The organism is Streptomyces gilvosporeus, from assembly GCF_002082195.1.
Classification (GTDB): Bacteria; Actinomycetota; Actinomycetes; order Streptomycetales; family Streptomycetaceae; genus Streptomyces; species Streptomyces gilvosporeus.
Window position 1 is genome coordinate 3736993 of the sequence record NZ_CP020569.1, and the last position, 13333, is coordinate 3750325.

Below are 13333 nucleotides of genomic sequence, written 5' to 3' on the forward strand. Positions count from 1 at the left end.
CGGCCACGGCCGAGGGGGGACCGTCACCATGAGCGCCTTACCCGCCACCGCCGCCGGCGGCGTCCGCAAGCGTCCGAGCGTCCTGGGCACCCGCCGCTGGGTCGCGGCCGTCTTCCTGCTGCCGGCCCTGGTGCTGCTCGGGGCGCTGGTCGTCTATCCCATCGCGTTCTCCGTCTACCGCAGTCTGTTCGACGCGTCCGGCAACGGCTTTGTGGGGCTGGGCAATTACGGGGCGATGTTCTCGGACGACACGATCCGTACCGCGCTGAAGAACAACGTCATCTGGGTCGTGGTCGCCCCGGCGGTGTCGACGGCGCTCGGGCTGATCTTCGCGGTGCTGACCGAGCGGGTGCGCTGGGGCACCGCGTTCAAGCTGGTCGTCTTCATGCCGATGGCGATCTCCATGCTGGCGGCGGGGATCATCTTCCGGCTGGTCTACGACCAGGATCCGCAGCGCGGGGTGGCCAATGCGGTGTGGGTCGGTGTGCACGACACCTTCGCCGAGCCCGCGCCGTTCCCGGGTGCCACGCCGCGGCCGAACGCCGATCTGCGGCCCTCCGGGGGCGGCTCGTTCACCACCAGATCGGCGGTGCGGGCGCGGGCGGCGGCGTCGGCGAATCTGCCGCTGGTCGCCGTCCGGCAGGACGATGTGCGGGACGCCGAGCGGGCGGCGGTGGCGAGGCCGCGGCCGGGCAAGATCACCGGTACGGTCTGGCTGGATTTCACCCGTGGTGGCGGGGGCCGGCCGAATGTGATCGACGGCAACGAGAAGGCGCTGGCGGGTCTGACGGTCCAGGCGGTCAAGGGCGGCCAGGTGGTCGCCTCGGCGACGACGGCGGCCGACGGGACCTATGCGCTGCCCGCGGACAAGGCCGACGGCGCCCGGCTGCGGCTGCCTGCGGCGAACTTCGCCGCGCCCTACAACGGTGTGGACTGGGTGGGCCCGACGCTGGTCACCCCGGCCATCATCGGCTCGTACGTGTGGATGTGGGCCGGTTTCGCGATGGTGCTGATCGCCGCGGGGCTGGCGGCGGTGCCGCGTGAGCTGCTGGAGGCGGCGCGGGTGGACGGCGCGGGCGAATGGCAGGTCTTTCGCCGGATCACGGTGCCGCTGCTGGCGCCCGTGCTGGTGGTGGTGCTGGTCACGCTGATGATCAACGTGCTGAAGATCTTCGATCTGGTCTACATCATCGCGCCGGGCTCCAGCCTCCGGTCCGCCAATGTGCTCGCCCTTCAGCTCTTCCAGTCCTCGTTCGGTACGGATGTCGACGAGGGTCTGGGCAGTGCGATCGCCGTATTCCTGCTGCTGCTCGTGCTGCCGGTGATGTACGTGAATCTCCGGCGCATCCAGAAGGAGCGTCGCCGATGACGACCGTGGACGGTGCGCCCCGTCACGCCCCCGGCCTCACCGCCCGGATCGCCGCCCGGACCGGCGGCGGGGCGCTGCGGATCTTTCTGGTGCTGGTGGGGCTGTTCTGGCTGATGCCGACGGTGGGGCTCCTGTTGTCCTCGCTGCGCAGTCCGCAGCAGATCGCGGAGTCGGGCTGGTGGCAGGTCTTCACCAAACCGGCACAGATCACCTTCGACAACTACAGCAGGCTGCTGGAGAACGAGAAGGTGATGGGGTCGCTGCTGACGACCGCGGCGATCACGGTGCCGGCGACGGTGCTGGTGGTGGTGATCGGGTCGCTGGCCGGCTACGCCTTCGCATGGATGGACTTCCCCGGGCGGGACGGCTGGTTCATGGCCGTCGTCGGACTGCTGGTCGTACCCGTCCAGGTGGCGCTGATCCCGGTGGCCAAACTCTTCGGTGCAGTGGGGCTGTTCGAGACCACGGCCGGGGTGATCCTCTTCCATACGGCCTTCGGGCTGCCGTTCGCGGTGTTCCTGCTGCGGAACTTCTTCGCGGAGATTCCGCGTGAGCTGCTGGAGGCGGCGCGCCTGGACGGGGCCGGTGAGCTGCGGCTTTTCACCCGGGTGGTGATGCCGCTGGGCGGACCGGCGATCGCCTCGCTGGGGATCTTCCAGTTCCTGTGGGTGTGGAACGACATGCTGATCGCGCTGATCTTCGCGGACAGCGGCCATCCGCCCATCACCGTCGCGCTCCAGCAGGAGGTCCGGCAGTTCGGCAACAACATCGACGTGCTGGCGCCGGGCGCGTTCGTGTCGATGGTGGTGCCGCTGATCGTCTTCTTCGCCTTCCAGCGGCAGTTCGTCTCCGGGGTCATGGCCGGGGCGGTGAAGTAGTCCGGCGAGGGCCACGGGGGCGGGTTTCCGGGACGTGACCCACGCCACCTTCCGTTCACCTCTCTCCCCCTACGATGACGGTCGATGGCGGCCGATGACGCCAGTGCCGCGAAACGCATGGTGCGGCAGGGCCTTGTCGTGGACACTGCGTAGACGCGCCCCGACGGTTCGGCCGCCGGGCCGTCTGCCCCGGGCCCCAAGCGGGCGGGCGCCCCGCGGAACCGGCCCCGGCTCCGGCCGCATCTACAACAGCACACACATCGATCGACAGCAGAGGCACCACCACCGACGCACAACTGCTGACACGTCCCCCCACGTGCGTATCCGCATACGTGTCGGCATATCGCCATCGATTCCCGACCGTCTGGAGACGGACCGCACATGACTGCCCCCATCGCAGACCAGAGTGCCGAACAACTCCCCTGCCCCACCCGGCTGTCCGACGTGAAGGGCTGGTTCTTCACCGCCGACCAGCTGATGTTCGACTGGTTCCTGGCCCATCAGCAGGACCGGTCGGTCCAGGGCGACCTGCTCGAACTGGGCGCGTACATGGGCAAGAGCGCCATCTTCATGGGCGCCCGGATGCGCTCCGACGAGCGCTTCACGGTCTGCGATCTCTTCGATTCCCCCGCCGAGGACGCCTCCAACTCCCAGGAGATGAACAAGTCCTACGCGACCTTGACGCGCCGCGCCTTCGAGGCCAACTACCTCTCGTTCCACGACGAGTTGCCCACCATCGTGCAGGGCCTCAGCTCCGTCGTGCGCGATCATGTCGCGGACAATTCGGTGCGGTTCGCCCATATCGATGCCTCGCATCTGTACGAGCATGTGCACGGCGACATCCTGTCGGTGCGCGAGCTGCTCACCGAGGACGGCGTGGTGGTGATGGACGACTACCGTGCCGAGCACTGCCCGGGGGTGGCCGCCGCCACCTGGCAGGCCGTGACCGGCGAAGGACTGCGGCCCATCTGCATCACCGGCACCAAGTTCTACGGGACCTGGGGCGATCCCGAGCCGCTGCAGAAGGCGCTGCTGGAATGGCTGCAATCGCGCAAGGACGTATGGCACGAGGTGCAGTACATCAATGACGCCCCGCTGATCCGGCTGAGCGCCAAGAACGCGAAGGAGCCGGCGCAGCCGGTGTCCCGGCACCGGGCGAAGGCCACCGTGCCCAAGGCGCGCCCGGCACAGCGGCCCGCAGCGGGGCCGAAGGCGCCCGCGAGCCGCCCGGCGGGCCGGCCGGTGCCGCGGGTGCAGCGCAGTGTGCTGCGCAAGGTGGCGCTGGACGTGCTGCCGCCGATCGTCACCCGGGCGATCGTCTCCGCCCGCCGCAAGGCCCGCGCGGGGCGCTGACCCGCACCACGCAAGGCGTACGGGCCGGGGCACGCACCCGGCCCGTACGCCTTTGTCCTGCCTGCGTCCCGTCCGCTCCGCCTACCGCGGCACCTGCGCCACCAGCACGAACACATTGCGCCGCAGCAGCTTCCCGGCCGCCCGGGGCAGCGGAGCGGAGTAGGTCCGCCGCACCGCCAAACCCGCCGACTCGGCGAAGGCGCGCAGCAGCGGGAAGTCGGTGAAGCGGACCGGGGCCGCCTCGGCGCGGTGCCCGGCCTCCTGCGGGGTGATCAGCACCACGCCGCCGCCCGGCCGCACATACGGCAGATAGGCCCGCAGCAGGCCCTCGACCTGCTCGTCGTCGAGGTGTTCCAGGACATGGGCGCACAGCAGCGCGTCGAAGCCGCCGGGCCGGGCATCCGGGCCGGCGAGGAAGTCATCGGCGGTGTAGGCGGTCAGGCCGCGCTCCCGGCACCTCTCGACGGAGACCGGGTCGTGGTCGATGCCGACGCTGCCGGGCGCGCAGTCGGCGAGGGTGTCGCCGTCGCCGCAGCCGATCTCCAGCACCCGGCCGGGGCCGATACGCCGCAGCTGCCGCCGGTGGCGGGGCCGGGAGGGTGCGGGCCGTTCCGCGTCGGCGCGTTCGCCGTCCGGGAGGAGGGCGGTGGAGGCGTGCGGGGCGGTGCCGGTGCTGCGGGCGGGGCGGGCATCGCGCGGCCGCGGGGCGGGGGCCTCGGGCCGGCTGGCGGGGGCGGGGCTGTCGGTTCGGCCGGGCATCGGGTCGCGGTCACCTTTCCCTGGGGACACGGCGCGTGGGGCGCCCTGGCGCTGCCCAGATCTACGGCATCGAGGGGGAGCCGGGCGGTGCGGCACGCCGCCCCGGCACGGCCCCGGGCCGTCTCACCCTTTCAGCGCAGATGCGGTGACCGCGCCGCCGACGGGCGAGTTGAACGCCGCAATCCCGTGATGCGCCTGAGCGGAATCGGTTCGGAAAGGCAGGTCCGCGCGTATGAAGCCCCGGCTCACCGTGGTCGTCCCGGTCCCTTGCGGCGAGGCACCGGCGCGGAATGTGGAGGAGTGCCTGGCGTCGGTGGCGGCGCAGACGCTGACCGCACTGGATGTGGTGCTGGTGGAGGGGGCCGAGGACGACGGCGAGGCCGGTGCGGCCGCCGAGGTGGTGCGGGAGTACGCCGAGCGGGACCCGCGGTTCCGGGTCGTCCGCCCGCCGGCCGGCCGCGGGGGCGTCGGGGCGGCGCGCAACGCCGGTGCCCGGCTCGCCCTGCCGCACACCGGTTATCTGGCCTTCCTCGACGCGGACGATGTGCTGCTCCCGCGTGCGTACGAGCAGCTGACCGGCCTGCTGGACAGGTCCTGCGCCGACCTGGCGACCGGCAACGTCCACCGGCTCGGCGCGGGCGTCCCGCAGTCCCCGCACCCGCCGGCCGCCCGCAGGACCGCGCTGCGTACCCATGTCACCGAGGACCGCACCCTGCTGTCCGACCACCTCGCCCGCAACAAGGTCTTCCGCCGTTCCTTCTGGGACCGGCACGGCTTCACCTTCCCCGAAGGGGGGTGGTGCGAGGACGCGGCGGTGACCCTGCCCGCGCATTTCCTGGCGGGCGCGGTGGACGTACTGCACACCGACGTCGTCCACCGGCGCCTGCCGGAGGGCGCCGCGCGGTACCGGCGGCCCGGGGCGGCGGCCGTACGGGAGCGGTTCGCGGCGGTGGCCGGCATCCGCCGCTTCCTGGCCGATCCGGCGCATCCGGAGCGTCATGCCTTCCGGCAGGAGTACGACCGGTGGGCGCTGGCCGACGGGCTGCTCGACCTGGTGGCGGCGCTGCCCTCGGCCGCGCCCGGGTCCCGCGGCGCGTTCTTGGAGTGCGCCCGCGACTTCCTCGCCGGGGTCGACCCCCTGCTGTTTCCCGCGCTCCCGGTCGAGCTGCGGATTCGCTGGTATCTCGTGCGCGCCGGGCGGCTGGCGGATCTGCTGGCCCTGCTGGCGCACGAGGAGCGCAATCCGGCCGGATTCGAGGTGACCGGGCCGCCGCTGCGCAAGCGTGCGGTGCTGCCGTTCACGCCCCCGCTGGAGCTGCCGCCGGGCGTGTCGCGGCTGGACCGTACGGATTTCCCCGTACGGACGAGGGTGCTGGAGGCGGTGTGGCGGGACGGGGCGCTGGTGCTGCGCGGCTGGGCCTACCTCCGCAATCTGGACGCGGCGACCCGCCGCGGCTATCTGCGCACCGCGGTGCTGGCGCAGGGGCGCCGGCGGATCCTGCTGCCCATGCGGCCGCTGGCGATGCCGCAGGCGACCGCCGCGTCCGGCCAGGAGCGGCGCTGTTACGACTGGGCGGGCTTCGAGGTCACGATCGATCCGGCGCGGCTGCGCAGGGGCGGGCGCTGGGGGGAGGGCGAGTGGACGGTCGGGGTGATCGTCGCATCGGCGGGGGTGGTGCGGTCCGCGGCGCTGGAGGCGGGGGACCTCGGCTCGGGGGCGTCGCCGCTGGCGTACGAGACGGGCGACGAGGACGTGTGGATCGTGCCGCGGTATACGGAGGGGCGGCTGCGGCTGACGGTCGAACGCCGGGCGTACCGGCTGGCGGGGCAGCGCCTGGCGGCCGCCGATGCGCTCGATCTGACGGTCACGGCGCCCGGTCCGCGACCGGCCGCGCTGCGGCTGACCCATCGGCGGACGGGCGCGGTCACGATGTTTCACGTGAAACCGGACCAACCGGCCGACCCATCGGCCGACCGGCCGCCGTCCGGGGATCCCACAACGGCGGAAACGCCTCGGCCCGGGGAGCGCCCGACGCCGGACGCCCCGCCGTCCGGGGCACCGCTCACCGTCCGTATCCGCCTCGACGCGCTGGCCGCCGCGCGCCCCGAGCCGGACGCGGCGGCGCCGCGGACGATCCCGCCCCTGCACACCGAGACCTGGACGCCGGAGCTGGTGCTGCCGGACGGCGCCACGGTCCCGGTCGGCTGCCCGCCGGAGCTGCCCCCGGTGGGTCATCCCCTGGCGCACGGCCGGGAGCTGGTCGTCGCGGCCACCGCCGCCGGGGAGCTGGTGCTGCACGACCGCACCCCGCAGCCGTATGCGGACCGGGTCATCTGGCGGCGCGACGGGACCTTGCTGGTGGCGGGCCGGCTGCCGGATGCCGCGCCGCGCGCCGCCGAGGTGGTCCTGCGGCACACCGTGCACGCGGCCGAGGCGGCGTTCCCCGCCACCCATGACGGCGGCCGTTTCCACTGTGCGCTGCCGCTGGGTGCGCTGCCGTCGCTCGCGGGGGCGCTGCCGCTGCGCGAGGGCCGCTGGACGCTGCATCTGCGGGAGCGGGGCGCGCCCGGTTCGCCGTCGGACGCCCCGATCCGCTTCGCGCCCGCCGTCTTCGACGGCCTGCCCACCTCCCGTACGGTCGGCGGCAAGCCGCTGACCCTCGACCGGCACCGCCATGACGAGGCGCTGGTGACGGCGGGCCCGGCGCTGCCCGCCCCCGACCGCGGCCCCTACCGCCGCCGGGTGCTGCGCGAGCTGCACTATCCCCTGCACAGGGGCCGTCCGCTGCGCGACGCGGTGCTCTACAGCAGCTTCGGCGGCCGGGCCTACGGGGACTCGCCGCGGGCGGTGCACGAGGAACTGGTGCGCCGGGGAGTGGAGATGACGCATCTGTGGGCGGTCCGTGACGGCCAGGCCGCGGTGCCGGACACCGCCCGCGCCGTGGCCGTCGGCAGCGCCGCCTGGCACGGTGCCCTGGCCCACAGCCGCTGGATCGTCACCAACACCCATCTGCCGTCGTGGTTTCTGCGGCGCGAGGGCCAGACGGTCGTCCAGACCTGGCACGGCACCCCGCTCAAGCAGATCGGGGCGGGGCTGGCGGGCACGCTCTGCGCGGGGCTGTCCCATCTGGCGCCCCGGCCGCGGCTGGGCCGCCAGTGGAGCGTGCTGCTGTCGCCCAACGCCCACAGCACCGCCGTCCTGCCCGCGTCGCTCGGCTTCGCCGGTGAACCGGTCGAGACCGGGCTGCCGCGCATCGATGCGCTGCTGGCCGCCGACCGGGAGAGCAGGGCCGCCGCGGTGCGCGCCCGGCTGGGCATCCCGCAAGGTAAGAAAGTGGTGCTCTATGCGCCGACCCCGCGCGACCATCTGGCCTATGACGCGGCCCACCACCGTCTGCATCTGCCGCTCGACCTGGAGGCGGCCCGCGCCGCCCTGTCCGACGACCATGTCCTCCTGGTCCGCAGCCACCCCCTGGTGGCCGACCGGCTGCCGGCCTTCCCCCAAGGGACCCCCACCGCCCCCTTCGCCCTCGACGTCTCGGACCACCCTGACGCCACCGAGCTCCTGCTGGCCGCCGATGTGCTGGTCACCGACTACTCCTCGCTGGCCGTCGACTTCGCCAACACCGGCCGTCCGATGCTCTTTCTGACCCCCGACCTGCCGCACTACCGCGACACGCTGCGGGGTTTCACCCTCGATTTCGAGGCCCGGGTCCCCGGCCCGCTGCTCGGCACCACCGGGGAGCTGATCGATGCGCTCGGCGATCTGACGGCCATCCGCCGGGCCGGCGCGGACGCGTATACAGCCTTCCGGGAGGCCCTCTGCCACCGTGACGACGGCGGCGCGGCGGGCCGGGTGGCCGATCTGCTCATGGCGTGAGCCACCGGGGGCGGCCGGCGGGCGAAGACGGCGGCGGCAAGGTGGTGGCGTTCGGATCGGCATCGCGCGGCCTTCGCGTCGTTACAGGTTGTGCAGAAGCCCTTACGGCCCTGCGTGCCCGAGCCCGGCCTTTCCGGCCCAGTAACCGGCCAGTAAGAAGACGGCAAGAACGCGGAAATCCGCGGCGAAGGGTGCAACCCTGCGACGGGAAACCGCCTCTGTTCCATCAGACAAACGGAGCAGATCCCGCTCGTGCCCCCCGAGATGCTGTCGACACGAAATGTAGATTGAGTGACTGTGAAAGAAGCCCGTGAGCCACGGCCTGGGCCCACCATCACGCCAAAAGAACAGGTCAGCATCGTCGTCATCGCCTTCAACGATGCCGTGCACGTCCGCGATGCGGTGCGCTCCGCGCTCGCCCAGGGCGACGTCGTCCGCGAGGTGATCGCGGTGGACGACGCCTCCACCGACGGGACGGGCGAGGCGCTGGACGCCCTCGCGCACGGCGACGACCGGCTGCGGGTGATCCACCGCACCGAGAACAGCGGAGGCTGCGGCTCCCCGCGCAACGACGGGCTGCGCGCCGCCACCGGCCGCTTCGTGATGTTCCTGGACAGCGACGACGTCCTGCCGCCCAACGCCGCGCGCTCCCTGCTGACCGCCGCGCTGCACCATGACGCCCCGGTTGTGGCGGGCGCCTGTGTCCGCCGCGAGCTGCCCGCCGGGCGGGACGTCCCCTGGCAGCCCGCCCTCTACCGCGAGGCGGCGCTGCACCAGTCGGCCGAGGACAGCCCCCAGCTGATCCGCGACACCCTGTGCGTCAACAAGCTCTACGCCACGGCGTTCCTCTCCGCGCACGGCATCGCCTTCCCCGAGGGCCGCTACACCTACGAGGACTTCGTCTTCACCGCCCGCGTCCTGGCAGCCGCCTCGCGGATCGCCACCATCCCGGACCCCGTCTACGTCTGGCACGTCCGCCGTTCCGCGGCCCGGCAGTCGATCTCCCTGGCCCGCGAGGACGTCACCAACTGGCAGGCGCGTATCGAGGCGCACCGCGCCAGCGTGCAGATCTTCCAGGACGCCGGGCACAAGGCCCTCGCGCATGCCGCGGAGACCAAGTTCCTCGATCACGACCTGCGGATGTACGTCCGCGAGCTGCACACCCGCGGCAGCGACTACCGCACCGCGTGGTGGCGGCTGACCCGCGACTATCTGGCCGGTTTCGACGAGGCCGGTCTGCGCGCCGCCCGCGCCCCGGCCCGCTGGCTGGCCCGGGTCGTCCTGGCCTCCCCCACCCCCCGCGACCTGGAGCGTCTCACCCAGCTCGCGGCCCGTCCGGGGCGGCTGCTGCCCCCGTACGCCGAGGCCGACGGGCAGGCCGTCTGGGCTCCCGACCTGCCCCAGGTCGGGCTGGACGCCCTGGGCACCAAGCCGATGCACCGTCTGCCGGTGACCATCGACGCCGAACCGGCCATCGGGCCGCGCAGCACCCTGCGGCTGCGGGTGCACGACCTGTACGGACGGCTGTCCGCGGCGGGCCCGGTCAGCATCGACATAGAGCTGCGCCGCCGCCGGGACGACCGGCGCGGCCCCGTGCACACCGCGGCGCTCACCCCGGCCCCGCCCACCGCCGGATCCGAGACCTGCTGGACCGCCGAGGTGGTCCTGGACCTGGCGACCCTGATCGAACGGGGCTCGGCCCGCTCGGCCGACCCCGAGCCCTGGGACCTGATGGCCGAGGTCCGCTGCGAGGACGGCGACGGCTTCCGCGCCTCCCTGCGCGCGATGGGCCCCGGACTGCGCCGCCGCGTCCTGCCCAGCCGCCGCCACGGCCTGCTGCTGGCCCAGCCGTATGCGACCACCGGAGGCGCGCTCTCGCTGCGGGTCGCGGCCGGTCTGCGCAGCGTCTGGCGGATCGCGGCTCGCAGATTCGGCCGCTGAGCCGCGCCCGTCCGGCCGCTTTCCCTCCCGTTGTGTCCCCCGACCTAGGATTGGCGTATGTCTTATTTGATCACGGGTGGTGCCGGTTACATCGGCTCCCATGTCGTACGGGCCCTGCGTGAGGCGGGCGAGCCGGTCGTGGTGCTCGACAATCTGACGACGGGCATCGCCGACCGGGTCCCCGAGGACGTCCCCCTGGTCGTCGGCTCCACGCTCGACCGGGCGCTGCTGGACCGCACCTTCGCGGCGCACGAGATCACCGATGTGGTCCACCTGGCCGCCAAGAAGCAGGTCGGCGAGTCGGTGGAGATGCCGCTGCACTACTACCGCGAGAACGTCCACGGTCTCCAGACCCTCCTGGAGGCGATGGCCGCCGCCGGGGTCGGCCGCTTCGTCTTCTCCTCCTCGGCCGCCGTCTACGGCATGCCGGACGTCGACCTGGTCACCGAGGACACCCCCTGCGCGCCGATCAACCCGTACGGCGAGACCAAGCTGGTCGGCGAGTGGATGGCCCGTGCGGTCGGCAAGGCGCACGGCATCAGCACCGCCTGCCTGCGGTACTTCAACGTCGCGGGCGCGGCCACGCCGGAACTGGCCGACACCGGGGTCTTCAACATCGTCCCCATGGTCTTCGAGAAGCTCACCGAGGGCGCCGCTCCGCGGATCTTCGGCGATGACTACGACACCCCCGACGGCACCTGCATCCGCGACTACATCCATGTCGCCGATCTCGCCGACGCCCATGTGGCCGCGGCCCGCAGGCTCGCCGAGCCCGGACCGGTGCGCGATCTCACCCTCAACATCGGCCGGGGCGAGGGCGTTTCGGTCCGCGAGATGATCGACCTGATCTGCGAGGTCACCGGGCACCAGGGCGTGACGGCCCAGGTCACCCCGCGCCGCCCCGGCGATCCAGCCCGGGTCGTCGCCGCGGCGGACCGCATCACGCGGGAACTGGGCTGGAAGGCCCGCCATGACGTCCGCGAGATGATCGCTTCGGCGTGGGCGGGGTGGGGACTGCGCGGGCGGCACTGAGGCGCCCGCTCGGGCCCTGTCCCAGCAGCCGGCAAGGACGGACGGATCGCGGAGATCCGTCCGTCCTTCGTCATGGGGCCTTGGCTAGCCGTAGCGGCCTTTGTACGGGAGCACGCCCCGCGGGAGCGTGACCGTGAGCGCGCCGCCTCCTTCGCCCGCCCCCACCGGCAGCCGGAGCCGCAGCGTCCCCGCGGTGAGCCGGACGGCCGCGCGGCGGTGGCCGGGCGGTCCGCCGCGCAGGCGGGCGCGCAGGATGAAGCGGTCGTGGGACCGGCGCTGCACCTTCGTGGGCAGGGCGATCACGCCGCGCTCATCGCAGAGGATCAGCTGGAGCTCGGCGTCCTGGGGGCAGCCGGGGAGCGTGAGGTAAGCGGTGAGGGTGGTGCGGGTGGCCTTGCCGTGGAGGTCGGTGCCGAGGGGCCGGCGGGCGCCGCGGGTGTCGAGGTCGAGATGGAGATGGCCGTGGGGGTGGGACAGGAAGAGGGCGGCGACGGCGGGGGCGGCGGGGCCGCGGGCAAGGAGGCGGGGGGCGAGCGCCGCGGGGTCCTCGGTCTCCGGGCACAGCCAGGCGGCGCGGCGCAGCGCCGATCCGGACGCACCGGCCGCGCCGTGGGCGGTGAGCGCGATCTTCAGGCCCCAGATGCCGTCGGTCAGCGGGGCGCCGTCGAGAGCGGTCGCGGGGTCGAGGGTGGCGTGCCAGATGCCGCCCTGGTGCCGGGCGGGGAGGCGGTGTTCGCCGCCGCGGCCGCGCAGGACGAGGTCGACGCGATGAGCGGCCAGGCCCGGCAGTTCGGCGGTGCCGTGGAGGTGGAGGAGGCCGTCGCGCCAGTGGTAGCCGGTCAGGCGCTGGCGCAGGGCGAGGCGGGTGCTCAGGTCGTAGCAGGCGTCGGGGAGGGGGTGGGCGGGGTCGCGGAAGTGCGGGTAGGCGGCGTAGACGCGGCCGTCGGGGTCCACATGGGGCGGGCCCGGCGTGTGCTGCGTATCGGCGCGGACGACGGCGGTCAGTTCGTCGTCGAGTCCGGCGCGCAGGCAGTGGGCGCGCAGCCGGAGGCCGGGCGGCAGGGCGGCCATGATGCGGTCGGTCAGATAGCGGGCGACGAGGGGGCGGGCGGCGTCGGCCATGGCGCGGCGGCCGGCCCGGTCGCGGGCGAGGTAGGGGGCCGCGAACGGCATGAGTATCTCGCCGTGGAAGTGACGGGTCATCAGCTTGTCACGGTCGGGGCCGGGCGGGACGGCGGCGGCGACCTGGGCAAGCACGGTGGCGATATAGGCGAGGTAGTCGGGCCAGTCGGTGTCCTGGCGGGTGGCGTTGCTGTCGTCGTCACGGCCGTGGAGGTAGTAGCAGTCGTAGTCGGCCAGGACGGAGACGACCTCGGCGCGCAGCAGGGCGGCGATGCCGAAGGGGAGGTCCTCGGCCAGCAGGCGGCCCTCGGCGAACCGGAGGCGGTGGCGGTCGAGGAAGGAGCGGCGGAAGAGTTTGTAGGCGGCGAGGCTCCAGTAGACCGGTGAGTCGAAGAGGGAGACGCGGGGGCTGGTGAGGCGCAGGTCGACGGGGGCCGCCCGGCCGTCGGCGCCGACGATGCGGCCGTAGACGATGTCGGAGCGGCAGGTGTGGGCCATCCGGGTGAGGCGGGCGAGCGCTTCGGGGCCGAGGCGGTCGTCGGAGTCGAGGAAGAAGACGTAGTCGCCGGTGGCGCGGGCCAGGCCGATGTTGCGGGGGCGTCCGGCACCGCCGGACGGGGGCCCGCTCACCACGGTCAGATTGGGGTGGCTGCGGGCCGCCTCGGCCAGCCAGGCGCCGCTGCCGTCGGTGGAACCGTCGTCGACCGCGATCACCTCGATGCGGTCCTGGGCCAGGGTCTGGGCGAATACGGAGCCCAGGCTGCGGCCGAGGTAGCGCCGGGTGTTGTGGACGGGGACGACCACGGTGACGGTTGGTGCGGCCATCCATCCTCCGTTCGTCGTGCCGGGCCCCCCGGGACCCGATATCACCCGGGAATCAGGGGACGCTACCCCGCGCTCCGGCGCAGCGCACCGGGTCGGTGCGAGATATACCTTCATCATCCGTTATCGATCCCTTAGGGTGAGTTCGCCTGTCTTGATCTTGTTCTTGGAGCTGGG

The 13333-nt window shown here is 73.1% G+C and carries 8 protein-coding genes; 6 read left to right on the forward strand and 2 right to left on the reverse strand.

Annotated elements, in window-relative coordinates:
• Positions 1 to 28: 28 nt before the first annotated feature.
• The 3 genes from B1H19_RS16470 (at position 29) to B1H19_RS16480 (ending at position 3600) form a co-directional block, all read left to right on the forward strand.
• Complete coding sequence (locus B1H19_RS16470) at positions 29 to 1369, forward strand: carbohydrate ABC transporter permease (protein ID WP_083105452.1); 1341 nt, start codon at positions 29 to 31, stop codon at positions 1367 to 1369.
• Positions 1366 to 2247: a carbohydrate ABC transporter permease gene (locus B1H19_RS16475; RefSeq protein WP_083105453.1), complete on the forward strand. Its 882-nt coding sequence runs from the start codon at positions 1366 to 1368 to the stop codon at positions 2245 to 2247. Before B1H19_RS16470 ends, B1H19_RS16475 begins: the two co-directional genes overlap by 4 nt.
• Before the next feature lie 381 nt (positions 2248 to 2628).
• A complete protein-coding gene (locus tag B1H19_RS16480) occupies positions 2629 to 3600 on the forward strand; it encodes a class I SAM-dependent methyltransferase (protein WP_083105454.1) in 972 nt (323 codons plus the stop codon).
• Positions 3601 to 3681: 81 nt separating this feature from the next.
• Here the strand turns inward: B1H19_RS16480 and B1H19_RS16485 are convergent, their stop codons facing one another.
• Positions 3682 to 4359 carry a class I SAM-dependent methyltransferase gene (locus B1H19_RS16485; protein WP_083105455.1) on the reverse strand — a complete coding sequence of 226 codons (678 nt, stop codon included), beginning with the start codon at positions 4357 to 4359 and terminating at the stop codon, positions 3682 to 3684.
• A 232-nt stretch (positions 4360 to 4591) separates the two neighbouring features.
• On the opposite strand from B1H19_RS16485, the gene B1H19_RS16490 reads away from it, so the two are divergent.
• From B1H19_RS16490 to galE, 3 genes are all read left to right on the forward strand, one after another.
• On the forward strand, positions 4592 to 8239 hold the full coding sequence (locus B1H19_RS16490; protein WP_083105456.1) for a bifunctional glycosyltransferase/CDP-glycerol:glycerophosphate glycerophosphotransferase: 3648 nt from the start codon (positions 4592 to 4594) through the stop codon (positions 8237 to 8239).
• Positions 8240 to 8536: 297 nt separating this feature from the next.
• Positions 8537 to 10180, forward strand: coding sequence for a glycosyltransferase family 2 protein (locus B1H19_RS16495; protein WP_083105457.1), 1644 nt, complete (start codon positions 8537 to 8539; stop codon positions 10178 to 10180).
• A gap of 57 nt (positions 10181 to 10237) precedes the next feature.
• Positions 10238 to 11212, forward strand: a complete 975-nt coding sequence (gene galE, locus B1H19_RS16500) for a UDP-glucose 4-epimerase GalE (RefSeq protein ID WP_083105458.1) — start codon at positions 10238 to 10240, stop codon at positions 11210 to 11212.
• 84 nt (positions 11213 to 11296) lie between these two features.
• Here the strand turns inward: galE and B1H19_RS16505 are convergent, their stop codons facing one another.
• Positions 11297 to 13159, reverse strand: coding sequence for a glycosyltransferase family 2 protein (locus B1H19_RS16505; protein WP_083105459.1), 1863 nt, complete (start codon positions 13157 to 13159; stop codon positions 11297 to 11299).
• Positions 13160 to 13333 lie beyond the last annotated feature (174 nt).

What these genes read in the sequence shown, in the direction of transcription:
- B1H19_RS16485 (WP_083105455.1), bottom strand. Translation starts at nt 4,359, where the DNA reads ATGCCCGGCCGAACCGACAGCCCCGCCCCCGCCAGCCGGCCCGAGGCC.
- B1H19_RS16480 (WP_083105454.1), top strand. Translation starts at nt 2,629, where the DNA reads ATGACTGCCCCCATCGCAGACCAGAGTGCCGAACAACTCCCCTGCCCC.
- B1H19_RS16505 (WP_083105459.1), bottom strand. Translation starts at nt 13,159, where the DNA reads ATGGCCGCACCAACCGTCACCGTGGTCGTCCCCGTCCACAACACCCGG.
- B1H19_RS16470 (WP_083105452.1), top strand. Translation starts at nt 29, where the DNA reads ATGAGCGCCTTACCCGCCACCGCCGCCGGCGGCGTCCGCAAGCGTCCG.
- galE (WP_083105458.1), top strand. Translation starts at nt 10,238, where the DNA reads ATGTCTTATTTGATCACGGGTGGTGCCGGTTACATCGGCTCCCATGTC.
- B1H19_RS16475 (WP_083105453.1), top strand. Translation starts at nt 1,366, where the DNA reads ATGACGACCGTGGACGGTGCGCCCCGTCACGCCCCCGGCCTCACCGCC.
- B1H19_RS16490 (WP_083105456.1), top strand. Translation starts at nt 4,592, where the DNA reads ATGAAGCCCCGGCTCACCGTGGTCGTCCCGGTCCCTTGCGGCGAGGCA.